At 60.4% G+C, this 22,814-nt stretch carries 20 protein-coding genes; 2 read left to right on the top strand and 18 right to left on the bottom strand.

What is annotated here, in order from left to right:
• The 16 genes from FJ398_12475 to FJ398_12550 all read right to left on the bottom strand — a co-directional run.
• Nucleotides 1–205, bottom strand: a 205-nt coding sequence (locus tag FJ398_12475) for a hypothetical protein (protein ID MBM3838754.1), incomplete at its 3' end; no start/stop codon positions are given.
• 3 nt (nucleotides 206–208) lie between these two features.
• Nucleotides 209–1,126, bottom strand: a complete 918-nt coding sequence (locus FJ398_12480; protein MBM3838755.1) for a TIM barrel protein — start codon at nucleotides 1,124–1,126, stop codon at nucleotides 209–211.
• Nucleotides 1,127–1,158: 32 nt separating this feature from the next.
• Complete coding sequence (locus tag FJ398_12485) at nucleotides 1,159–1,641, bottom strand: HEPN domain-containing protein (protein ID MBM3838756.1); 483 nt, start codon at nucleotides 1,639–1,641, stop codon at nucleotides 1,159–1,161.
• Complete coding sequence (locus FJ398_12490; protein ID MBM3838757.1) at nucleotides 1,580–1,939, bottom strand: nucleotidyltransferase domain-containing protein; 360 nt, start codon at nucleotides 1,937–1,939, stop codon at nucleotides 1,580–1,582. The genes FJ398_12485 and FJ398_12490 overlap by 62 nt, the downstream gene beginning before the upstream one ends.
• Nucleotides 1,940–1,985: 46 nt before the next feature.
• Entirely contained in the window at nucleotides 1,986–3,458 is a 1,473-nt protein-coding gene (locus tag FJ398_12495; protein MBM3838758.1) for a CoA-acylating methylmalonate-semialdehyde dehydrogenase, read from the bottom strand.
• Nucleotides 3,455–5,317 (bottom strand): 3D-(3,5/4)-trihydroxycyclohexane-1,2-dione acylhydrolase (decyclizing), encoded by a 1,863-nt coding sequence (gene iolD, locus FJ398_12500; GenBank protein ID MBM3838759.1) that lies wholly within the window; start codon nucleotides 5,315–5,317, stop codon nucleotides 3,455–3,457. The genes FJ398_12495 and iolD overlap by 4 nt, the downstream gene beginning before the upstream one ends.
• A 20-nt stretch (nucleotides 5,318–5,337) precedes the next feature.
• Entirely contained in the window at nucleotides 5,338–6,321 is a 984-nt protein-coding gene (iolC, locus tag FJ398_12505) for a 5-dehydro-2-deoxygluconokinase (protein ID MBM3838760.1), read from the bottom strand.
• A 167-nt stretch (nucleotides 6,322–6,488) separates the two neighbouring features.
• On the bottom strand, nucleotides 6,489–7,523 hold the full coding sequence (locus tag FJ398_12510) for a class II fructose-bisphosphate aldolase (protein MBM3838761.1): 1,035 nt from the start codon (nucleotides 7,521–7,523) through the stop codon (nucleotides 6,489–6,491).
• 353 nt (nucleotides 7,524–7,876) lie between these two features.
• The gene (locus tag FJ398_12515; GenBank protein ID MBM3838762.1) at nucleotides 7,877–9,115 is read right to left on the bottom strand and encodes an MFS transporter; all 1,239 of its coding nucleotides are present in this window, start codon (nucleotides 9,113–9,115) and stop codon (nucleotides 7,877–7,879) included.
• Between the two features lie 415 nt (nucleotides 9,116–9,530).
• Entirely contained in the window at nucleotides 9,531–10,790 is a 1,260-nt protein-coding gene (locus FJ398_12520; GenBank protein MBM3838763.1) for a polyvinylalcohol dehydrogenase, read from the bottom strand.
• A gap of 704 nt (nucleotides 10,791–11,494) precedes the next feature.
• A complete protein-coding gene (locus FJ398_12525; protein MBM3838764.1) occupies nucleotides 11,495–12,436 on the bottom strand; it encodes a hypothetical protein in 942 nt (313 codons plus the stop codon).
• A 12-nt stretch (nucleotides 12,437–12,448) separates the two neighbouring features.
• Nucleotides 12,449–13,678, bottom strand: coding sequence for a Gfo/Idh/MocA family oxidoreductase (locus FJ398_12530; GenBank protein ID MBM3838765.1), 1,230 nt, complete (start codon nucleotides 13,676–13,678; stop codon nucleotides 12,449–12,451).
• On the bottom strand, nucleotides 13,678–14,586 hold the full coding sequence (locus tag FJ398_12535; GenBank protein ID MBM3838766.1) for an aldo/keto reductase: 909 nt from the start codon (nucleotides 14,584–14,586) through the stop codon (nucleotides 13,678–13,680). Before FJ398_12535 ends, FJ398_12530 begins: the two co-directional genes overlap by 1 nt.
• Nucleotides 14,587–14,596: 10 nt before the next feature.
• Nucleotides 14,597–15,301 carry a hypothetical protein gene (locus FJ398_12540; protein MBM3838767.1) on the bottom strand — a complete coding sequence of 235 codons (705 nt, stop codon included), beginning with the start codon at nucleotides 15,299–15,301 and terminating at the stop codon, nucleotides 14,597–14,599.
• A gap of 33 nt (nucleotides 15,302–15,334) precedes the next feature.
• Nucleotides 15,335–16,726, bottom strand: a complete 1,392-nt coding sequence (locus tag FJ398_12545) for an SET domain-containing protein-lysine N-methyltransferase (GenBank protein ID MBM3838768.1) — start codon at nucleotides 16,724–16,726, stop codon at nucleotides 15,335–15,337.
• Complete coding sequence (locus FJ398_12550) at nucleotides 16,723–17,877, bottom strand: hypothetical protein (GenBank protein MBM3838769.1); 1,155 nt, start codon at nucleotides 17,875–17,877, stop codon at nucleotides 16,723–16,725. The genes FJ398_12545 and FJ398_12550 overlap by 4 nt, the downstream gene beginning before the upstream one ends.
• A gap of 165 nt (nucleotides 17,878–18,042) precedes the next feature.
• Between FJ398_12550 and FJ398_12555 the strand changes: the two genes are divergently transcribed.
• Nucleotides 18,043–19,437 carry a tetratricopeptide repeat protein gene (locus FJ398_12555; protein ID MBM3838770.1) on the top strand — a complete coding sequence of 465 codons (1,395 nt, stop codon included), beginning with the start codon at nucleotides 18,043–18,045 and terminating at the stop codon, nucleotides 19,435–19,437.
• 14 nt (nucleotides 19,438–19,451) lie between these two features.
• Here the strand turns inward: FJ398_12555 and FJ398_12560 are convergent, their stop codons facing one another.
• The gene (locus FJ398_12560) at nucleotides 19,452–20,534 is read right to left on the bottom strand and encodes a peptidase M19 (GenBank protein ID MBM3838771.1); all 1,083 of its coding nucleotides are present in this window, start codon (nucleotides 20,532–20,534) and stop codon (nucleotides 19,452–19,454) included.
• 180 nt (nucleotides 20,535–20,714) lie between these two features.
• Entirely contained in the window at nucleotides 20,715–22,283 is a 1,569-nt protein-coding gene (locus tag FJ398_12565) for a permease DsdX (GenBank protein ID MBM3838772.1), read from the bottom strand.
• Nucleotides 22,284–22,452: 169 nt separating this feature from the next.
• Between FJ398_12565 and FJ398_12570 the strand changes: the two genes are divergently transcribed.
• On the top strand, nucleotides 22,453–22,686 hold the full coding sequence (locus FJ398_12570) for a hypothetical protein (GenBank protein ID MBM3838773.1): 234 nt from the start codon (nucleotides 22,453–22,455) through the stop codon (nucleotides 22,684–22,686).
• Nucleotides 22,687–22,814 lie beyond the last annotated feature (128 nt).

A 22,814-nucleotide genomic window follows, 5' to 3' on the forward strand; every position in this document is an offset into this window, starting at 1 on the left:
CGCCAAAGGCCGCCTGGCTTCGTTGCTCCTCAGTCGAAGATCCAGGGAGGATATTCTCCTTCGTTGCGCCTCGCCATCCGGCCTTTGGCGCGAAAACAGGACCCCGCGGAATTTTCGGACACGCTCTTAAGGCCGCGGTCCGAAGAGACGGTTCACGGGAAGGGCGGGGCTCCAACCGCTCAGGAATTGTCAGGCCATTCTTCACTTCTCAAAGCCCGCAAGTCCGCAAGAACTCACGATTCCTCTCCGCGAATTCCTTCGGTGCGCCCATGCCGGGCAGCACGTCTTGCTCGACCACGATCCAGCCCTGGTAATTTGATTCTCTCAATTCATCCGCGATAGCCGCGAACTCGATGCCGCCCTTGCCGAGTTCGCAGAAGATTCCGTGCTTCAGCGAGTCGAAATAATTCCACTGATTGGCGCGCGACTGCTGGTGCACGGTGGGACTGCAATCCTTGAAGTGGACGTGCCAGATGCGATCGCGGAATTGCCGCAAGCCTTGCAGCGCATCCGTGCCGCCGCCAAACATGTAGTGGCCGGTGTCGAAGCAAAGCCCGACCAACTGCCGGTCCGTGCACTTCATCAATTGCTCGATTTCCCACGGCGCTTCGACGCAGCCCGCGCCATGATGGTGGAACACCGTCCGCAGGCCGGTTTGCCGCCGCACCGCCTCCGCGAGGCGATTCACGCCTTGGCCAAACGTCTCCCATTGCTTCGGCGACAGGCTGTGCTCGGTCGTGATCCGTCCAGCGAGCTTCGTGCGCGTGAAATCCTTCCCATTGTCATCAGCTAACACGATAAACGGATGCGTGCCCACGGCTTCGGCCATCAAACGAGCGGTCTTCACCGCGCGCTCCTCACCTTCGGCGTGGGTTTGCTCCTGAGCGAAAGCCACGGGAACGAATGCGCCGAGCAACTCCAGCTTCCGTGCCTGGAGTTCGCCTCGCAGCGACGCCGGGTCGGTCGGCATGAAGCCCCAGTCTCCAAGTTCGGTGCCGGCGTAGCCGGTGTCGCGGATTTCGTCCAGCACCTGCGGGTAGCCCAGGGCTTTGCCCGGGAGATCAAATTCCAGGACCCCCCAGGAACAAGGGGCGTTGGCGACGCGGATGGAGACGGAGGATTTCATAATGCGCTGCATGGGAAGGGACAGGTTTCTGGTCAAGCCCCTGTCTCGTTGGTCCCTGGCATGGCGGTCGAACTGGTGACTCGCCGTTTCACTAAACTCAGGAGTTCGTCTGCTGTAGAGATTTGAGTCTGCAGACTTGGCCAATTGGGGTCCTCGAAATCAAACCCTGGGTAGCGGCCACTGAAATAGACTTCGGCCAGCGAGTCGCACAAGGGCTCAAAATGGTCCGCCAGGTCGTTATTGCGGACCGCCAAAAGGCCAAGCAAGCGTTCCAGATCGTGGGTTTTCTCCAAAATCCAGCCCGTCCGGATCAACTCAGCCTTCATGATCTTTTCGACGACTTCTGCCAGCTTGCTCTTGCACATGGCAAAACTCACGGCTTGATTCGCTAACTGCTGTATCCCCTGCAATTCCGCCTCGGCAATCCACAGCCAGTCGGCAGGGTTGTGAGAATCAGTCTTCCGTGGCAAGCAGGACTCCCTCAGTGAGCACGGACCGGAAAAAATGATCCCCAGCTGCCTGTTTTTCGGAGAGGCGTGCGGGGGAAATGGGTATCAACGTAAAGGCCGGACGTGGCCAAACCGGGCGCATCGCTCGGCGGAAGTTTGACGCCGCTTCCAACTGCCGGACTGCTGCGTCTGTCACGATGCAGAGGTCCACATCGCTGTCGTGCGTGGCTTCGTGACGCACGTGCGACCCAAACAAATAGACTGCGCGCAACCGTGCAACGCCATTCATAGCCTCCAGGCAGCGGGCCAGCGTTTCGCGCTGATCCTGCAGACTGGGTGGCAGGTTCTCCAAGAGCAGCTTCACAACTGAACTCTAAGAGAAAGGAAGTTCGCCAGCAAGGTGGAACTCATCAAAACCTCCGGGTCCATTCCTTCGGCCAGCGTTCCACCACGACTTTTGTTTGCGTGAAAAATTCAACCGCGTGGCGGCCCTGGCCGTGCAAATCACCGAAGAAACTTTCCCGGGCCCCGCTGAAGGGGAAGAACGCCATCGGCGCGGCGACGCCGATGTTGATGCCGACGTTGCCGACTTCGGCTTCGTAGCGGAACTTGCGCGCGTTGGCTCCGCTGCTCGTGAACACGCACGCCATGTTGCCATACGCGCCTGAGTTCACGAACGCGATCGCGTCGTCGATGGTTTTCAGGTGGACCAGCCCCAGCACCGGGCCGAAGATTTCTGTGCGGACGATTTCGCCCCCTGGGTTGACGTTGTCGAGAATGGTCGGACGAACGAAGTTGCCGCGTTCGAATCCAGGAACGACCGAGTTGCGTCCATCCACCAGGGCGGTTGCGCCTTCCTGAACCGCTTGGCCAATCAAACCCTCAATGCGCGTCTTGCTTTGCGGTGTGATGACCGGGCCCATTTGCACCTTCTCATCCAGGCCGTAGCCGACGACGCGGCTCCGCGCGGCCTCCACCAACGATTCCGTGAACGGCTTGCGGGCTTCGCCGACCGTAACCACGAGCGAGGCCGCGAGGCAACGTTGCCCCGCGCAGCCGAAGCCGCTGTCCGCAGTGATTCGGATGGTGGTTTCGGGATCGGCGTCCGGGAGGATCAGGATCGGGTTCTTCGCGCCGCCCTGGCACTGGGCGCGTTTTCCGGCCGCCGCCGCGCGGGCATAAACGTGTTTCGCTACCGGTGTCGAGCCGACGAAGCTGACCGCTTTGACGCCGGGATGGTCCAGGATCGCTTCGACCGTTTCGCGCCCGCCGTTTACCAGATTGAAGACGCCTTTGGGCAAGCCCGTCTGCGCAATCAACTCCGCGACGCGCTGCATGGTGAGCGGCACGCGCTCCGACGGTTTGACGAGGTAAGTGTTGCCGCAGGCGATCGCGTAAGGCATGAACCAGAAGGGAATCATGCCGGGAAAATTGAACGGGCAAATGCACGCGCCCACGCCGAGGGGCTGGCGGATCATGATCTCGTCAATGCCGCCGGCGATGTCCTCGGAGAAATCTCCTTGCAGCAGCCCCGGGGCGCCGCAAGCCATCTCGACGTTCTCGATGGAGCGCTGCATTTCCCCGCGCGACTCGCCGATGGTCTTGCCGCACTCCAGGGTGATCGTGCGCGCCAGTTCCTCGGAGTTCTGCTGAAGGAGCGCTTTCAGTTTGAACAGGAATTGCACGCGTTCCGTAACCGGCGTGCGTCGCCAATCGGGGAACGCGCGTTGCGCGGCCTCGACCGCGGCATCCACTTCCGCCGCGGGAGACAGCGGGACGCGAACGAGCACCTCCGCAGTCGCGGGATTAAACACCTCGAGAGTCTGGGTCGCGGCGGAAGCGCGCCATTCACCGGCGATGAAGTTGGGGAGGGGATTACTCACAGAAAATGCCTTTCCTTCTTAACGGCCTTCTCAAACTCCTTCCAAGCCTTGCGCACGGAAGGGAACTCCGAGACTTCAGCCACCGGCACATCCCACCAAGACTCGTAACCGGGAACGCGCTTCTCCGGATCCGTCTCAACGACAATGACGGTGGTCCTGGTTTGCTTTCGCGCTTTCGCAAGCGCATCGTTCAATTCGGGGATGTCGCGCGCCGTGAAAACGTGCGCACCGAGGCTGCGGGCGCCCGCGGCAAAGTCGAGAGGCGCCGGGGCGCCATCCAGGTGGCCCGTCTTTGGATTTCGGCAGCGATAGCGGGTGCCGAAGCCTCCGCTGCCAATGGCCTGGGATAAGCCGCCGATGCTCTGGAAACCGTGGTTGTCCAGCAACACCACGGTGAGTTTGCAGCCTTCCTGGACTGAGGTGGCGATTTCCGACGACATCATGAGCCACGAACCGTCGCCCACCATTACGTAAATCTCGCGATCCGGAGCGGCCATCTTCGCCCCCAGGCCGCCGGCGATCTCGTAGCCCATGCACGAGTAACCGTATTCGAGGTGGTAACCCTTCGGGTCCCGCGTGCGCCAGAGCTTGTGCAAGTCGCCCGGCAAACTGCCCGCCGCGCAGAGCACCACGTCTTGCGGGCGGGAGAAATCGTTGACCGCTCCGATGACTTCGCCCTGGCTTACCGGCACGCCCGTCGGGGTGTGATAAATGCGATCGACTTCCTTGTCCCAGGCGCGATTGAACCGCTCGCCACGCTTGCGGTACGCGTCACTGATCTGCCAGCTCCGCAAGCCTCTGCTTAAAGCTTCAAGCGCAGCGCGGGCGTCCGCAACGACGGCCACGCCGCTATGCTTGAAGGCGTCGAACTCGGCGACATTGATATTGATGAAACGGACTTTCGGATTTTGAAACGCGGTTTTCGACGCTGTCGTGAAATCGCTGTAGCGCGTCCCAAGGCCAATGACCAGGTCGGCTTCACGCGCCAGGATGTTGGCTCCGAACGTGCCGGTCACGCCAATTGCGCCCAGGTTTTGCGGGTGATCGTAGGGGAGCGAACCTTTGCCCGCCTGCGTTTCGCCGACGGGTATGCCGGTTATCGCGGCGAATTTCGCCAAAGCTTCCGTGGCTTCGCTGTAGATGACTCCGCCGCCCGCGACAATCAGCGGCTTCTTACTGGCTCGAATCAGTTCAACGGCGCGGGCAAGCAACGCGGCCTCTGGCGCGGGGCGCGGGATTCGCCAGACTCGTTCCTCGAGTAATTCAACAGGATAATCCCACGCTTCGGCTTGCACATCCTGCGGCAACGCGAGCGTCACCGCGCCGGTCTCCGATGGCGACGTGAGCACGCGCATCATTTCGGGCAGCGCGTTCAGGAGCTGGTCCGGGCGGTTGATGCGGTCCCAGTATTTCGAGACCGGTCGGAAGCAGTCGTTGACCGAGATGTCCTGCGAAGTGGGGTGTTCGAGTTGTTGAAGCACGGGACCGACGTTGCGGCGCGCGAAAATGTCGCCGGGCAAGAGCAGCACCGGGATGCGATTGATCGTGGCCGTAGCCGCGCCGGTGACCATGTTCGTCGCTCCGGGCCCGATGGAGCTGACGCACGCGAAAGCGCGGAGGCGATTGCTCATTTTGGCGAACGCCGTCGCGATGTGCACCGAGGCTTGCTCGTTTTTGGTCTGATAATAACGAAATTGCGGATACTGCTGCAGCGCCTGGCCGATGCCCGCGATGCAGCCGTGGCCAAAAATGCCGAGGCAACCGGCAAAGAACGGCTGCCGGCGCCCGTCTCGCTCGACTGCCTGGCGAAGGAGGAACTGGATGATCGCTTGAGCCGTGGTGAGTCGCTTCGTTTTCATAGCCTCCGAAGACCGTATGCTCAAAAACCTCCGCGTTCAGCAACAAACTTCAGCGCCTCGTCCTCGTAAGCCATGAAGTTCGCGCAACCATGCCGCGTGACGACGATGGCCCCGCACGCGTTGCCCATGCGTGCGGCTTTGAAGTAATCCCAGTCCTTCACCAGACCGTAAATAAAGCCGGCCGCAAACGCGTCGCCCGCGCCCAGGACGTTATAGACCTCGACGGGGAAGCCTGGCACGTCTTGCGCCGGCCGACCCGCCTCGAAGACCGTGCCGCCTTTCTCGCCGCGTTTGACGACGACGACCATGGGTCCGCGCCGCTGCATCGCTTCAACGGCCCGTTCCACGTTGCCGGCGACTTGAGCCCCGGAGATTTGCGAATGGGAAACATTGACTTGAGCCGGGTCGATCAGCGTCACCGCTTTGCATTCATCTTCGGTGCCCAGAACAATGTCCACCAGCGGCAACACGGCGCGCACGGTGACGCCGAAGGCGCGCGCGTCGTGCCATTGGTTCGGCCTGAAATCGAGATCGAGCACGACCGTGGCGCCCGCGGCCCGCGCCTGCTCGGCTGCAAAGATGTTTGCGCTGCGGCTCGGCTCCTTGCTCAGGCCGGTGCCGGAGAATTCAAACACCCGGCAGTCGCGAATCGGCGTGGCCAGCGCGTCGTCGATGGAAAGCTGGTTGTCCGCGCAGTTGTCGCGGTAATACACGAGCGGAAACTTGTCCGGCGGCTCGATGCCCAGCACCACCGCGCTGGTGCGTGTCTCCGGCTTCCGCGGGATGAATTTCGTTTCCACGCCTTCATCGTTGAGAAACTTCAGAATAAAGTCGCCGACCGGATCGTCGCCCACCGCCGTCAAGACCGCGCACTGAAGGCCCAACCGCCGTGCGCCCACGGCGATGTTCGTTGGCGAGCCTCCGACGTAGGCCGCGAACGATTTGATATCGACGAAAGCCGCGCCGACGTCGTTTGCGTAAAGATCAATCGATGAGCGCCCCATCGTGATCAGGTCGTAAGTGGGTGAGCCGACTGGCATAGATGGCGATGTGGTGAGGGAGTTAGATGGGTTAGATGGTTAAAAAAGTTGGAAGATCATTGCCCGAGTCCGAGTTAAACGCGGCGGTTGGAGGCGACACACTCATTTAACTTGTTCGACCCGTTTAGCCCTTAACGACGGTGGGGCGAGGCTCCCGCCGAGCCTTTCCTCGATGACATTGGCTTGGCAGAAGTCTCGCCCCACCTTAACTCACGGGATACCGTTTGCTCCCGCACATCGTGGGCTCGTTTCGCCGCCCCGAGCGCCTGGCATTTTGCGGCGACGAATGCGGCGTAGTCTTCCATGTAAGTTTTGCCGGGCGGCATGAAATCAAAATCCTTCGGCTTGTCGCGGAAAAACTCGCGATGCACGCGCGTCCAGATCAGCCGCCCGTCGGTTCCGATATTGACCTTCGTGATGCCGAACTCGATGGCGCGCCGCAACTCGCTTTCCGAAACTCCGCTGGCCGTGTCCTCGAGATTCCCACCCGCGGCATTGATGCGCTCGATCTCAGGTTTCGGCACGGCGGACCCGCCGTGCAGCACCAGAGGAAATCCGCTCAAACGCTTTTGAATCTCCGCCAGCCGCTCGAAGTGCAGCCGCTGTTTGCCCGCGAACTTGTAAGCGCCGTGGCTCGTGCCGATGGCCACCGCGAGACTGTCGCACCAGGTGCGCGTCACGAACTCCTCGGCTTTCGCGGGGTCGGTCAAGATCGCTTCCTTCACTTCGTGGGACATGGCGTCCTCAATTCCTTTCAATTGTCCCAACTCCGCTTCCACCGCGACGCCGCAGGCATGCGCCATTTCCGCCACGCGCCTTGTCGCGATCACGTTTTGCTCGAACGGCAGATGCGACGCATCAATCATCACCGAAGTGTAGTGGCCCGATTCAATGGCGTCCGCACACGCCGCCTCGTCGCCATGATCCAGATGAACGGCGAAGACGGTTTCGGGATAGATGGATTCGGCGGCCTGGAGCATTTTCTCCAGCATGATCGGGTGCGCGTAACTGCGGATCACGCGGGTGAACTGGACAATGATGGGAGCCTGGGCCTGGGCTGCGCCGCGAAACAACCCGTGGGTTTGCTCCAGGTTGCACACGTTGAAGGCGCCGACGGCGTGGCGGCCGTACGCGGCCTTCAAGAGATCAATCGTGGCGAGACGCATGCCGGCATCTCAATTCATCGTCCATCACGTGGCAAGTCCATACTCGGCCGGCAGGAAGCCGGCGGCCTCTGGAGATCGCATTATTTCGGCGATCAACTCTTCTTCTGCTGAGCCTTTCTTCGATGGCATTGGCTCGGCGGGAGCCTCGCCCCACGCTCAACTGAGGGCCTACGCAGAAATCCGCTAAGAAGAAGGCGCGGCGGATCCAATGTGAACTTGATTGCCTTTGCGTTCCTTGTGAATGCGTTCGTGAACGGCCGGAGCCAGCTCGTTCTCCGCACGCGCAGAGACGGCGAGCGCTTCACTTGCGGAGCCGTCAACACCGAGGGAAAATTCGAGGACCTTTTTGGCTGTTATTCCGGCAAAGGCTTCCCTTTGGTCTCCGGCGCAAACCAAATCAAGATCAGTCCCACCAGATAGATCAGCGTGATGGTGGCGCCGGCCTGGGCGTAGCTTCCTCCGTAGTGGGCCACAAGCTGGCCTTGCCCCAAGGCGCCCGCCGCCGCCAGGATGCGCCCGAAATTGTAGCTCAATCCCTGGCCCGTGGCGCGCACACGGGTCGGGAACAACTCCGGTAGGTAGAGCGGGAACCATCCGTAAAACGCCGCCGTGAAGCATCCGACGGCGAAGACCAGGATCAGAAAAACCGTGTTATACTCAGTCACCGTCCGAAACAACGCACCGCAAAGCACCAGAGACGTCAGGCAGAGCGCAAAATAAGCCGGACGACGCCCCAGCGCGCCGCCCGTTAACGCGCCGAAGAAGCATCCCACCACCGCTCCCAAGGCCGAAAGAATCGCGGTCGTCGCCTTGGCCTGGGGCAGTTCTCCGCGAGTCATCTGGTCGGCCCAGAGCGGCAGCCATTGCACGGAACCCCACGTGCCGATGAGCGCAATCGACGCAAAGGCGATGGCCAGCAAGGTCCTTTTTATCAGCTTTGGCGCGAAGACCTCGCGGATGGGGCGGGAGGCGCTCTCTTGAACAGAGCGTTTCCAGCGCTCTGATTCCGGAACAAACAGCCGGATGAAAAAAACCAGGAGTGCCGGCAATGCGCCAGCGAGCATTACCCACCGCCACGACTCGCGTGTGACCGGAATCATTCGCCCGAGAATCGCGATCAGCGCGAAGCCCACATTGGCCGCCGCGCCAATCGCCGCCGCCAGCATGGGGCGATGCTTTTCCGGCCACACTTCCATGACCAGGGCGACGCCCAGCGACCACTCCCCGCCCATGCCGAGCGCGGCGACGAATCGCAATGCGCCCAGATGCCACGGCGCGGTCGCAAAATAACAAACTCCCGTGAACAGCGAATAGGTCAGGATGCTGAGCGCCATGGCGCGCACCCGGCCAATCCGGTCGCCGAGCCAGCCGAACACCAGGCCGCCGAGCGCGGCTCCGACCAGGAACAAAGCCGTGATAATTGAAAACCACTTCCCAACGTCGGCGTCCCCAGTTACTCCCAGCAAGTCCTGCAGCGCTGGCCGTGCTATCAGCGGAAAAATCCCCATTTCCAATCCGTCAAACATCCATCCGAGAAATGCGGCGACCAGCACGAGCCATCTCGCGCGTCCCTGATCTGAGTTTTCAGTCATCGGGTTGTCCTTTCGTTGAGGGTCGCGCGGATAGTAGAGGAACTCCACTCAGGAGAGCCATAAGAAACGGCAACTGTTGACGACGGTGGCGCGAGGCTCCGGCCGAGCTTTTGTTTAATGGCATTGGCTCGGCAGGATCGAGCGGCCAGCGGCCCAGCGCGCTCGAATCGCCCCGGATCGTCTTCACCACGATCCCTCCGGCGCAGGTCATCACTTTGAGCCTTTCTCGCTTGCGGTATTTCAACCCTCCGCCGCTGCGGGGTGCGCATCTCAGCTTTTTTCCAGATCGTAAGGAGGCGAGCCAGGCAGCCGCGCCGGCAGGGCCGCTGAGATAGTGCACTTCGCCTTGCATCCGCAGTTTCGGCAACGGCTTTGAGCCGCTGTTTTCTCCGCCGCGAAGAGCCTCGTTCTTTCCTCATCCCCCCTTGATGTCGTAGCAATGGATCAGGTTCTGATCGCGAAGAAAGAGTTTCCCGTTGCAGACGACGGGGTGGGTCCAGATGCGGCCTTGCGGACTGCGAAGGGTCGTTTGGGGATTCAACTTGAACCGTCCCCGCTCTTGCCACCCCTTGGGCGACGCTTCGACTAGAGCGACCGTGCCGTCGTTTTCGTCCAGACAATACAGCATTCCGTCGGCGACGGTGACGGCGCCTTTGCCGAGTTTCCTACGTTCGCTCCACATTTCCTCGCCCGTCTTGAAATTCTGGCAGAGCCAGCCGGTGCCATCGGAATAGCCATAAAGATAGCCGCCCACCAGAACGACCCCGCCATGGTGGTTCTTCATGACCTTGTTCTCGTAAACATCGGCGGTCTCGTTGTCCGGGCCGATCTTGATGAGTTTGTTGCCGGCGCCGTACCCGGCCGTAACGTACACGCAGCCGTCGTGGAAAATCGGCGTCGGGACGACCGCGGTGCGTCCTGGGAACGAAGATTTCCAAAGCAGTTTGCCATCCTTCGCCGAGACACCGGCGACGTAGGATGCGGTCAGTTGGATGTACTGCCGGACACCGTTGGGTTCGGCCACGATGATGGATGAATAATGCGCGGCCTCGGTGAATTCCTTGGATTGCCAGACGAGTTTGCCATTCGTGTTGTCGAGCGCGGCGATCGTGCCGCGTCCGCCCCCCGGAGTGCAGACGACGAGGTTTCCATCCACCAATACGGACTCGGTATAGCCCCAATTAGGGATCCCGCCGCCGAGATTGCGCGTGCTTTCCCGCCAGAGCACGCGGCCATCCCCAACATCCGCGCAGATCAGATCACCCCGTCCGCCCATGGCATAAACACGAGTGCCGTCCACGGTCGGAGTGCCGCGCGGACCGTCGCCGCGGCGTTCGGCAAACACGGGCCCGACTTTGGCGGCCCAGAGTTCTTTTCCGGACTGGGCATCCAGCGCGAGGAGAATTTCGCTTTCGTCGCGCGTCCCCATCGTGAAGAGCTTCGATTCCGAGATAGACGGGCCGGAGTAGCCCGCGCCCGCGTTCTCATACAGCCAGACTCGCTTGGGCCCGCCTTCGGGCCATTGTTTGAGGAGACCGGTTTCTTTCGACACGTCGGTCCGGTCGGGCCCTCTCCATTGGGGCCAATCGTGCGCCGCGGCGGATACCAACCCAAGGGAGGAAATCAGACTGAGCGAGGCAGACCATGCACAGGAGGCAACACGTTTTGCATTCATAGAGATTCGGAGACTCGGCACTGGCTTTTGTCTTCTGACGTTCGGCAAAGGCGCCGTATTGAAGAGATTTGCCGCAAAGTTGAAAGCCAAATACTGATCAGACCGTGGGATAGAAGACACTTTGTTGCGTCGCATTTGGTCTTTGGCGAGGCGCGACGAAGGAGAATATCCCTGGTGGATCTTCGACTGAGGAGCAACGAAGCCAGAGCCCAAATGCGGCGCAACCCGCAGGGCCAGGGGTCTTTTGGCCAGCCGCTTCGTCGCTCGTTCGTTGTGGATCGCAGGGATGCACCGCCTCGCTCGCTCCTCGCGGCTGGCCAAAATCCCTCCTGGCAAAGTGTATTCTATCCCACGGTCTGATCAGTAAATGCCACGACTCGCGAATCGGGCGGGGCCAGGGATTCGGTTGAAAGAGGGAGCGAACGCGTCCTGCGTGCTGTGCTCGGCGTCTTACCGAGCACCTGGAGCGGCTCAATCAATTCACGTGCCCGTTCAGCCAGCACCGCTAAGCCGGAACGATTCAGATTCTGATGGGGAGCGCACGCCCCCTCGCGTGCTGGAGTCGGCGCCCTCGCCGACTCCATTCAATCGAACTGAAACGGACCATTCAGTGTTCTGGCTTGGACGCCGATCCGACTGGCGAGGCGCCTGTCCGAACACGCGAGGGCGCGTGTGCTCCCCAGTTCCCAACGGAATCGTCCCGGCTAAGGCGCTGCCTCCAACGCTCGCTCCGCCAATTCGCGGACGTACTGCTCCGACGGCTCAGATCGAGTGTCTCGCAGATGGCGATAGATGCGGGTCGCTTCGGGTTTTCGTCCCGCGGCCAGAAGCCTCTCCGCCAGCAGCAAACAAGTTTTGGTCATCTGTATGCGTTCATAACCCTCCGCAGCGTCCGCGGACTTCAGCAGGGCGCCGCCTGAGGTTGCGTCACCAAGATTCGCCAACGCCCAGGCCGCGGCGAGCCGCACCTCGCGATCTTCCTCTCCAAGCGCCTTTTTCAAGGCGGCTGCGGATTCGTGATCGCGGATGACGCCCAGAGCCTGGATCAGTGCGGCTCGATGCTTTGCCGGGGCCGTCGCCAAGCTGTTCCGAAACTGCGCCGCGGCGCCCTCTCGGATGGCCAGCAACGCCTGGATGGCATATTCCCCGAGGTCCTCATCCAACACGTGCCGTCCAAGTCCTTGAACGACTTCCTTGCCGCCCGCCACCTGCAGTTCGCGAATGAGGAGTGCTTTCACGGCCTTGGAATGCTTGTCACTGCCAAGCTGCGCCGCGAGCGTCTCTGTGAACAACCTGCGTTCGCGTTCTTTCCCGACGCCTCCCACATGTAAGGCCAGGCCGTGCAGCACGTAAGCCGCTTTGTAATTCTTGAAATCGGCGGCTCCGGGATCGCGCACTAACGCGATCAATTCCAGAATATTCTCCCTTCCGCCCGCCACAATCTCGGAGAAAATCCTGTTGGCCGTCTCCGGATCGGGGCCGGTGAACTTGCTGGCCTCGCCGTAATTGTCTGGCCGCCGGGTTCGGTTCGGTTTTTCTGGCTGGTCCGGCTTGTCTGGCTCCGGTTTTTGTTTGGCCTGAATCTCTTTATCCGTCTCGGGCATCTGATCCACGAGGGCCGCTATGTCGGGTTTGGTCGTTGCCATAGAAAAGACTCTTTACAGATGCCACGGCGCGCGCATGGGCTGATTGACGAGGCGATTGGCCTCTTCGTCGCCCAGGATGATTTCTTTGACCGGATCGAACCGAATCTTGCGCCCGACGCGAATGGCGATATTGGCCAGATGCATGAGACTGGCTGTTCGGTGCGCCGCTTCGGCGTTCCCGCCGGCGGGTTTGCGGGTCCGGACGGCTTCGGCGAAAGTGCGGAGGGGTTCCGGGTCCGGCAGCTCCGCGATCTTCGCCTGATCTGCCTCGGACAAATCGTTCAGGCTCACGCCGCGCGGTGTCTTGCGGTCATAGCGCTGGCCCCATTCACCGCTGTCGAACACCAGGGTGAGCCCGTCGGCGTATTTCAACTCCACCCAACCCCACATGCCGACCGCATCGGGATGCGCGGGCGGAGCGTGGGCTTCAATCTCGACCGGCGCGGTATCGTCTTTGCCGTAGGTCCACGTGAAGGGATCGAGGAAGTGTTGCCCCATGTCCGCGAGTCCGCCGCCTTCGTAATCCCAATAACCGCGATGCGTCCCGCCGATACGATGAGGATGGAAGGGCTTCATCGGCGACGGTCCGACATACATGTTCCAATCCAGATTCTTGGGGGCGGCTTGCGGCCGGGCATTGACCAGTCCGCTCCATTCCTTGACCTTGAACCCGCCGCGAATGATGTGGACCGCCGGACAGCTCTTCAGCAAGCCGCTCTTCATGATCTTCCGCGTGAGAATGCTGTTCCGGTCGCGGCTCGCGCCGAATCTGCCAAACGTCCCAACTTGGAAAATCCGCCCGTAGCGTTTCTCGGCATCGGCGACGGCGCGGCCTTCAGCGATGAAGCGCGTCATCGGCTTTTCGCAAAGCACGTCTTTCCCTGCCTCCATCGCCGAGATGGAGATCAAGGCGTGCCAATGCGGCGGCGTGGCGATGGCGACGACGTCGATGTCCTTTCGCTCAAGCACGCGGCGGAAGTCGGTGTAGGTGGTCTTGTTGTCGGCGCGGTCCAGCCAGCGCACGTCGCACTGGGCCAGTTTGGCCGGGTTCAATTCCTTCATTTCGTTGAACGTGCCTGGACCGCGCCCACCAACTCCGATCAACGCGCCGCCCACGCTTTCACTGGGCGCGGTCTGACCAGCGCCACCCAGCACGTGGCGGGGCACAATGGTGAACGTGCCGATAGCGGCGGCTGATCCTTGGAGGAATCTCCGCCGAGTGATTGGTTGAGTTGGCATCATCACGCCGCCTTTCGCTCCACCAATTTGATTCGCGCCGCCAGGTCATCGACTTCAGCCAGGGTTTCGCACCCGACGTTCAGGACGTCCACGCAGCCCAGGCCGAGCACGTAGCCGATGGAGTTGTTTTTCTTTTCCTCGTCGTTGCGGAAGATTCCCTCACCGATGATTTTCATGCCGACGACGCCCTTGCCCGCTTTGCACAAGTTTTGCAGCACCGGTGCGACCTTCTCGGCCGGGCCGTCCATGCGGGTTCCGTAAGGGTTAATGCGAGCGTGAACCGAGTCCACCCACGGCTCAGCCACCGCCGCCTCGAGTGCCGGCAGCGAGTGACACGAAACTCCATGCGCGCGAATGACGCTTTTCTCTTTGAGCTTCGCGAGCAGGTCCATTTGTTTGCGCAGGTCGGTCGGCCACTTCGGGGATTCCACGCAGTGCAACAAAACCAGGTCGATGTAGTCCGTTTTCAGTTCTTGGAGAAAGCGCGGGATCAGGACGTCGGCGTCGAGGCGTTCCGGTTCGGGGATTCCCCCAGGGCGCCACCAGATCTTGGTGATGATCTGAAAACGATCCCGCGGGATGCCCTGAAGCGCGGGGACCACGTAAGGGTGCGTGCCGTACATGTCCGCGAGGTCGAAGGCTCGCACGCCCCGTTCATAGGACCCTTTGATGAGGGCCTCGAATTTCTCCTTCCCCATCCGCGTGTGATTCGACTGCCGATTGCCTCCGCGCATGCCGGTGCCCAGGCAAACGCGCGAGGTTTTTAGTTTGGTCTGACCAAGCTGGACTGTCTCGTAGGGATCAAAACGTTGCGGCTTTCCGTCCGCCGCCCGGACGAGGTTCGTTCCCAGTAGGATTCCGCCGGCTCCTGTCAGGGACCGGCCGATGAATTCGCGACGTCTCATTTTCATAAACCACTCATTAGTGTTGGGGGCTCGCACGGACGAACCTTAGTTCGTTTCTGACGAATAAGAAGATGAATATCATGCTTCGAGGCACACTCGCCGAGGGTTGTTCATGGACGGGAATGCTGCATTGACGGCGGTCAAAACCGCCGTTCGTGCCGAGTCTTCTCATGAACCGTCTCTCCGGACCGCAGCCTTCAAGCCGCTTCAACGCCCGACTCCGGAGAGTGCGCGGAAGCAGCCTGAAGGCTGGGGTCCGCGCAGTTTTCGGTTCATGGGGCGAGCGCATGGCAATGAGGCCATGGCAGCTTCCGATGAACCGTTCCTCCGGACCGCAGCCTTCAAACCGCTTCAACGCTCGACTCCGGAGAGTGCGCTGAAGCAGCCTGAAGGCTGCGGTCCGCGCAGTTTTCGGTTCATGAGGAGAGCGCATGGCAATGAGGCCATGGCAGCTTCCGATGAACCGTTCCTCCGGACCGTGGCCTTTAGGCCGCTTCAGCGCTCGACTCCGGAGAGTGCGCGGAAGCAGCCTGAAGGCTGCGGTCCGCGCAGTTTTCGGTTCATGGGGCGAGCGCATGGCAATGAGGCCATGGCAGCTTCCGATGAACCGTTCCTCCGGGCCGTGGCCTTTAGGCCGCTTCAACGCTCGACTCCGGAGAGTGCGCGGAAGCAGCCTGAAGGCTGCGGTCCGCGCAGTTTTCGGTTCATGAGGAGAGCGCATGGCAATGAGGCCATGGCAGCTTCCCAGGAACGATCAAGGCGTGCGACCGGAGATTCGCTTCCGGCACCTGATGCTGCCACATTGGCAGTCAAATCCCGGCATGAGCCCGTCGTAAAATGTGCCGTAGTCAATCGTGATCTCTTCGTCGGGCGAAATGTCCCGCAACGCCACGACATCCAGGCCGGCAAAGGCGGTGTTGGGATCGCACGAATGGTTCTGTGGCGCCCAGTGGGCCGGGTCTTTGTCCCAGAGAATGTAGGCGCCGTTGCCTATCGGGTAAGCGAAGCGGCGGAAGACTTCTTTGGCCGTTGCGTCCCAGGTGCGTTGCACATGGGTCCAGGTCGCCAGGCGCTGGGGGCGCTCTTCACCGGCGAACACCACCTCTCCGCGGGCAATTTTCCGTGAGGCGAAGGTTCCGTATCCGTTTTTGCCGCGCCGGACGACATACGGTTTTTGCTTTCGCGCGTGCCGGGCCAAAGCTTCCTCAACAATTCGTTTCAGGAATCCCGCCTGGCCCAGGCCGTCGTATTGCAGAATGTAATCGGCCGATCCTTGATAGCCTTCGGGGTAAAAGACCGAGCAGGCGAAATTCACCTCCAGGAAATGAAGCGCATGGTCCTTCGACACCCGAAAATCCATTCGGGCATAACCATCGCCGGAGAATCCCCGGAAGACACGGCACGCGGCGTCCTTGAGGCGCTCCACCAGATCCGGCTCCACGCAGGGAACATTGCACTCCGGATGATACTGCGTGACCTTCAGATCGTAAGTTTTGAAGTGCTCCCCAGGCGGGAAAATAAATTCCAGCGGCCGAAGGGCCAGCGGCCGCCGCGCGGGATCTGGATCGGCACAGACCAGCACTGTGAATTCGCGGCCATCGACGAACTTCTCGATCAGGGCGCTCCCGTATTCTTCAATCAACGCGCCCGCTTTGTGTTTCAGTTCATGGACATTCTGCACCAGCGAATCCTGATCGATCCCGATGCTGTCGCCGGCGCAGTCCGGCTTGACGAACAACGGAAATTTGAGCACCGAACACGCGGCGGCGATATCCTGGTCGGTTTGCACCAGCCAATAGGGCGGGGTCGCGACGCCTTCGGATTCCGCCACGCGTTTCATCAGGTGCTTGGGCGGATCGTAAAGATCGGGAGTTGGCCCCGTGTACGGGAGATTGAAATGTTCCAACGCCCGGATCACATCGATCGACGGCACATCCGAATCGAGATACCCTTCGCACAGGTTCACGTACACATCGAACGCCTGCTTGCGGAGTTCGCGAATCTGGCGGAAGGTCGAAACCTTTTTGAGGAAGACGTGATAGAACTCATGTTCCGGAAGCAAACGCGCCAGAGTTCGCGGCGGATCGTAATGGCGGTAATCGCACGACGATCCTTCGTAGGAGGGTTGGAGCACGCAAATTTTCATGCAAAGCGGTCAAACGCGTCGTGCAGAATCAGCGAGACAATGTCCACGAGGCTCGTTTCGCTGAGCCGGAGAATGGCGCCAATCGAGGTTCCCTCGTCCTGAGTCAGTTCGCAGTTGGAGTTGACTTCCAGCACGTGAAGCTCGCCTGTCTGCTTATCCATTCGAATATCAACCCGCGCGTAGCCGGTTCCGCCGACCGCATGGTAAGCACCAATCGCGGTCTTGGCCAGCTTCTCTTGCCGGTCGGGGGCCGCGAGCGCGCAACGCACGAATGGCTCGTTCACAGGCAACGAAGGTTCCTCTTTGAATTCATTCCAATAGCGGTCGCGGCTGAGAAAGCGCTCGTTCGCGGGCAAAGCCGAGTGAAAGACTCGTTCCGCGGCAGGAAGAGCGCGCACGCGAGCAGGCTGTTCTCTGTCCGCCACAAGAAAGACGGTGAATTCCGGTCCATCCACAAACCGCTCGGCGAAGAGCGTCGGAACAAACTCCCACTGCCTCTTTTCGTCTTGAATCAGTCGCCGGACCTGAGCGCGCGCGGACTCCGCGTCGTGAACGACAGAACGAAGGCTGATGCCCATGCTGGCGGCGGAGATGTCGGGTTTGAGGATGACCGGGAAGCCAGGATCTTTGGTCAACCGCGCCAGGTCCTCGGGACGATCCTGAATTGTGACATACGGCGGCGTTGGTACGCCGTGTTTCGCGAACCGATCCTTCATTCGCAGTTTGGACGTCGTCGCTTCGTAAAAGTGGGCGGAAGCGCCGCTGAAGGGCACGCGAGCCTCCTCCAGCTTTCTCACCACGGACAAACCAGGGTATCCGTGAATCTCATCGCCATCGCACAAATTGAAAACGACCAAGCCAGCCGGGTCACTGTGGTTTCGGGTGTCCTCGATGGCCCGATCCAGCGTGGGGCGCGAGATCGGCACCCATTTCCATTCCAGGTGCAGGCGGTCGAACCAGGACTTCACTTCGGCGCGGTAAGCGGGCGTGTCATATTCCGGGCTTTCGAGGCGTCCCTCGCGGATCGTGTAAGGAACAAACACGTGGACCATCGGCTTCCAGTTAAAGAAGTCGGAGTTGCTCATTGAGCGTGAACCGCAACATGCGGGCGTGAGATGCGTCAAGGTCAAAGAAACAAATTCATCGGACATTTGTCTCAACAGGAGAAATCGGCTATGATAAGTCCAAGTATGGCTCCGGGGATTGGAATCAAGATGACCCAAGAAAAACCGAGATGTGGGAGTGGCCAGGGGGCAGCATCCTTCGTTTAATCATTGCGGACATCAGGCGGCGGGTTTTGGTCAGCGGAACGAGTTATGCCAGAAAAAACGTTCAGTGAAATACCGCGCTCCAACCGGGAGCTTTACGAAAAAGGACGAGCTGCCCTGGAGCGCAACAACCTGGATTATGCGATCGCCCTTTTCAGCCAGGTGCTCCACAGCGAACCGACTTTCTACGATTGCCGGGAAGCTCTGCGCGCCGCCCAACTGAAGAAGACCGGATCCGCGACCAGCTTTCTGCGCAAGATGCTCGGCACGGCGAGCAGTTCTCCGCTCCTGGCCAAAGGCCAAATCCTTCTGCGCGGCAATCCGCTGGAGGCGTTGCAGGCCGCCGAACAGATTCTAAGCCACGATCCGAACAATGTCGCCGCCCACAAACTGCTCGCGGAGGCGGCTGAAGCCGCGGACTTGCCGCGCACCGCGGTGCTGTCGCTGGAAATTGCATCGAAGAATTCGCCCCGGGACAAGGACATCGCCTTGCGGTTGGGCGCGGCGCTCGTCCGCGCAGGCCAGGTGCAACGCGCGGAGGCGGTGCTGGCGGAACTTCAACGCGCTTATCCGACCGACCAATCCGTGGCCCAGGCTCTCAAGAATGCCTCTGCGAGCAAGACGCTGCGCGAAGGCGGTTACGACGCCCTGGCAGATGGCGAGGGTTCTTATCGGGACATTCTCAAAGACGCTTCCGAGGCCGTCGCCTTGGAACAGGAAAAGCGGCAGATGAAAGCCGGCGAGGTGGCGGATCGACTTATCCAGGAGTACGAAGCGCAGTTTGAAAAGGACCCGAAGAATCTGAAATTGCTGCGCACCATCGCGGAGCTTTGCGTCGATAAGAAGGAGTACGACCGCGCGCTGGATTGCTACAACCGCATCGTCGCCACAGAAGGTCCGAACGACCCCTCGCTGGACGCCGCCATCGTCCAGGTGAATCTGAAAAAGCTGGACCTGGCCATCGCCCAGATCAGTCCGTCTGAGCCGGGCGCCGAAGACAAGGCGGCGAGGCTTCGCACCGAGAGAGGGGCTTACCGGCTGGCGCAGTACCAGCGCCGGGCCGAAAAATATCCGACCGATCTTCAGGTGCGCTTCGATCTGGGGGAGGTCTATTTCCAGGCGGGAAAATTGAGCGAGGCGATTCAGGAATTTCAAAAGGCCCAGGCCAATCCTCACTTGCGGATCAGCGTTTTGAACTACCTGGGGCAATGCTTCGCCGCGCGGCGAATGTACGACCTGGCCGCTCGCACCTTCCAGAACGCGATCAAGGAAAAGATCGTCTTCGACGACGAAAAGAAGGAGTTGATCTACGCGCTGGGTTGCGTGCTGGAGAAGATGGGCAAAGCCGCAGATGCCATGGAACAGTTCAAGCAGATTTACGAAGTCGATATCGCGTATAAGGACGTCGCGGCGAAGGTGGACGCCTTTTACGCTGGACAGTAGGCGCCATCAGGAGATCAGGGCAGGTGTTTCCGGAGAAAGTCGGTGAAATTGCCATGCATGATGCGGGCCACGTCAGCGTCTTTGTAGCCGCGAGATTTCAGCATGGCGGGAATGCGCGCGAGGTCCGCTATGGTGTCGAGGTCCCCTGGGGACTGTTCGCGACCAAAGCCGCCGTCGAGATCCGAGCCAATTCCCGAATGAAGCGTGTTGCCCGCGAGTTGGCAGACGTGGTCGATGTGATCGACGATTTTCTCCAGCTTCAGGCCGGCGGACTCAGGCGTGGTTTTGCGTTTGATCCAGCCCGGAACCATCATCCAGGCGTCGAGCGCCGCGCCGATCACCGCGCCGCGTTCGATGAGGATTTTTATTTGCTCATCTGTGAACTGGCGGTTGTGCGGAACCAGGGCGCGACAATTCGAGTGACTGGCCCAGAGCGGGCCGTCGAAGTGATCGAGCGCCTCCCGGAAACTGTCGTCGCACAGATGCGTGACATCCAGGATGATCCCAAGGCTCTTCATGGCTGCGAGCAGTTCGCGGCCGCGCGGTCCGATGCCGCCCGTGGCGTCCGTGCCCTGGGCATAAGTGCCGGGGCCGTAATGGGCGGGACCGACTGCGCGCAGCCCTTGTTCGTACGAGCGTTCGAGATGAGACCGCTCTAAATGCGCCAACGAGAGAATTGAATCCGCTCCTTCCAGGCTCAGCACGTAGCCGATGGGCGCATCGGGCGGAGGAGTGCCCTGCCAAAGACGCAGATGCCGTTCGAGACCCTCGCGAGTTTTGATCTGGACCATTTGCCCGGCTTCCTCCATCGCGCGATACCAGGCGAGCTGGCCTTGAGTTTGCCCCCAGGCTTGCTCCGGGCTGTGCCAGCCGGGCAGAGGATTGTTCCGCTTGACGTAGCGGGCAATTTGCGTCGCGACACAAAGGCCGATGCCGCCCCGGCGCATTTCAGGAAAACAAACCGTGCCCTGGCCTCGGTCGGGTTTATCCGTCAGGCTGTGTTCGCGCTGGCGAATCTCACGAATCGGACGCGTCAGGTCGCGATTCCATTCCAACGCGTTCATCGAAAGATCCAGGTGTGCGTCAAGAATCAACATACGTGGGCAAAGGAGAATCGAATTCCAGCGACACTGCAAATCGGAAAACGACGGCCGTTTCTCCGACCCCGATTCTTACTCTTGCTCGTAATCCTAATCTCGAAGGCAAGAGATTAAGATCAGGATTGCGATTAAGATCGGGTGCTCGACTGCGCCGACAGCCGTGCGCAAAGGTGTGGCTTATACAAGTGCGTCGAGCAGCAATACCAACGCCAGCGCCGCAAAAGAGATAATCGTTTCCAACACCGTCCAGGTCTTCAGCGTTTGCTCCACGCTCATGTTCAGGTATTCCTTCACAAACCAGAAGCCGCCGTCGTTCAGGTGCGACAGGATCGCCGATCCCGCGCCCATGGCGATGATCAGCAACTCGCGGTTTGTGCTCGGCGACGCGAGGACTATCGGAGCCAGGATTCCCGCGGCCGTGGAGATGGCCACGGTTGCCGAGCCGGTCGCGACGCGAATGAGCACCGCGACGAACCAACCCAGAAGCAACGGAGAAATCGCGCTCCCTTTCACCAGGTCCGCAATGGCGCCGCCCACGCCGCTGGTGACCAGCACGCGGCTGAATCCGCCTCCCGCGCCGACCACGAGCAACACCAGCGCGACTGGACCGAGGCATTCGTCGGCGAACCTGGAGATTTGTTGCCGGTCAAACCCGCGCGCGATTCCGAACGAGTAGAACGAGAAGAGAACGCCGACCAGCATCGCCACCGTTGGATGGCCCAAGAATCCGCTCCAGGCGCGAATCGGATTGCCTTGGACTTTGCTGATAGCTCCGGCACTCTCCAAGTGCTTCTTCGCCACCTCGGCGTCAGGCTTCGAGACCTCGCTGAGCAGAGGGGAGGGGAGCGAATCAAGGATCTTCTCGGCGCCGGTTGCATCCAGAACTGGCTTGAGTGTCCGAATGGCATCGAGAATCTGAGAGCGTTTGGACTCCGGAGCGGACATCAGGACCAAATCGAATTTTTCCTGAGCCGCCGGATAAAGGACATCGACCAGCGTGGCCGCCATCATCAACAGGATCGGCGCCAGAATCGTCAGCAGCGTGAGGCTGAAGGCCGGCGGGCTTTTCGTGGCATGCCGCTGAGTCAATTGCGCCCCAATGCCGCCGAGTTCGACGTGAATCTTCCGCGTGGCGAAGCGGCCGAAAATTGGGCCCGCAATGATGGCCGTGGGCAAGCCGACGAGGATGGAGTAGAGGATCGTTTTTCCTGGATCGGCCTTGAGCAGTTCAATCGCGGCCATCGGTCCCGGATGCGGCGGCACCAATCCGTGCGCGACCGAAAGCCCGGCGACCAGCGGAATGCCCAGGCGCAACAGCGGCGTGCGCGTTTCCCGCGCGAGCGTGAACACAATCGGGATGAGCAAAACCAGACCGACGGTGAACCAGACCGGAATGCCGACGACAAAGGCGATGACCAACATCGCCCAGTGCATCCGCTTTTCGCCGAACGCGCGAATCAAGGTGTGAGCGACGACCTCGGCGCCGCCCGATTCCGCGAGCAGTTTTCCGAGGATCGTTCCCAGACCGACGACGATGGCGACCGAACTCAGCACCGCGCCGACTCCTTCCCCGAAGCTTCGGCCGATGTCGGGCAAATTCATGCCCGCACACAGCCCAACAAACAGCGAGGCCAGAATGAGCGCTACGAAGGCGTTGAGCTTGACCTTGGCGATGAGAAGGATGAGCGCGACGATCGCGATCAGCGTGTAGAGCAACAGGCTCGCGTTGTGGCTCAGGCCGGGCACAGGATTCTGGTGACGCGACGCTGCCGGTCCGAGTGGGGTTTGTCAACCCAAGGTCATTATTGAACAAGCCGACTGGAAAGGATAGAAACCCACATGCTTTAAGAGATTTCGCGTCAGCAATTTCAAAAGCCTTCTCAATGTCGAGTTTCGGCCCACAGGACTCCACCTCGTGATCGGCCCAAACAATGCCGGGAAGACCAACCTTTGTTCCGCACTGCGATTCCTTGGCCTCACTGCTCCCGGCACGCTGGAAAATGCCGCGAAGGAAGTGGAGATTGCGTGCCTTGTTGAATGCGCGCCGCTGAAACGCTGGCTCGCCAGTAAATCGTTCGAGGACTTTTATGCCAAGCTGTGGCACATGAGCAAACAGTTCTCCACTTGTCGCATGGAGACACATCACTAGTCCTGCAACAAGCGTGATTATTGGCTTGAAAAAAGAAAAAAGCTCGAAATGCCCGTCAATATTGGTTGAAATATGTTTGTTCAAGAACAGCTAACAACCAACAAAAGGTCATTTCGAGTGAGCAGAAC

The organism is Verrucomicrobiota bacterium, from assembly GCA_016871535.1.
GTDB lineage: Bacteria > Verrucomicrobiota > Verrucomicrobiia > Limisphaerales > SIBE01 > VHCZ01.

What these genes read in the sequence shown, in the direction of transcription:
- FJ398_12480 (MBM3838755.1), bottom strand. Translation starts at nt 1,126, where the DNA reads ATGAAATCCTCCGTCTCCATCCGCGTCGCCAACGCCCCTTGTTCCTGG.
- iolD (MBM3838759.1), bottom strand. Translation starts at nt 5,317, where the DNA reads ATGAAAACGAAGCGACTCACCACGGCTCAAGCGATCATCCAGTTCCTC.
- iolC (MBM3838760.1), bottom strand. Translation starts at nt 6,321, where the DNA reads ATGGGGCGCTCATCGATTGATCTTTACGCAAACGACGTCGGCGCGGCT.
- FJ398_12510 (MBM3838761.1), bottom strand. Translation starts at nt 7,523, where the DNA reads ATGCGTCTCGCCACGATTGATCTCTTGAAGGCCGCGTACGGCCGCCAC.
- FJ398_12515 (MBM3838762.1), bottom strand. Translation starts at nt 9,115, where the DNA reads ATGACTGAAAACTCAGATCAGGGACGCGCGAGATGGCTCGTGCTGGTC.
- FJ398_12520 (MBM3838763.1), bottom strand. Translation starts at nt 10,790, where the DNA reads ATGAATGCAAAACGTGTTGCCTCCTGTGCATGGTCTGCCTCGCTCAGT.
- FJ398_12525 (MBM3838764.1), bottom strand. Translation starts at nt 12,436, where the DNA reads ATGGCAACGACCAAACCCGACATAGCGGCCCTCGTGGATCAGATGCCC.
- FJ398_12530 (MBM3838765.1), bottom strand. Translation starts at nt 13,678, where the DNA reads ATGATGCCAACTCAACCAATCACTCGGCGGAGATTCCTCCAAGGATCA.
- FJ398_12535 (MBM3838766.1), bottom strand. Translation starts at nt 14,586, where the DNA reads ATGAAAATGAGACGTCGCGAATTCATCGGCCGGTCCCTGACAGGAGCC.
- FJ398_12540 (MBM3838767.1), bottom strand. Translation starts at nt 15,301, where the DNA reads ATGCGCTCTCCTCATGAACCGAAAACTGCGCGGACCGCAGCCTTCAGG.
- FJ398_12545 (MBM3838768.1), bottom strand. Translation starts at nt 16,726, where the DNA reads ATGAAAATTTGCGTGCTCCAACCCTCCTACGAAGGATCGTCGTGCGAT.
- FJ398_12550 (MBM3838769.1), bottom strand. Translation starts at nt 17,877, where the DNA reads ATGTCCGATGAATTTGTTTCTTTGACCTTGACGCATCTCACGCCCGCA.
- FJ398_12555 (MBM3838770.1), top strand. Translation starts at nt 18,043, where the DNA reads ATGCCAGAAAAAACGTTCAGTGAAATACCGCGCTCCAACCGGGAGCTT.
- FJ398_12560 (MBM3838771.1), bottom strand. Translation starts at nt 20,534, where the DNA reads ATGTTGATTCTTGACGCACACCTGGATCTTTCGATGAACGCGTTGGAA.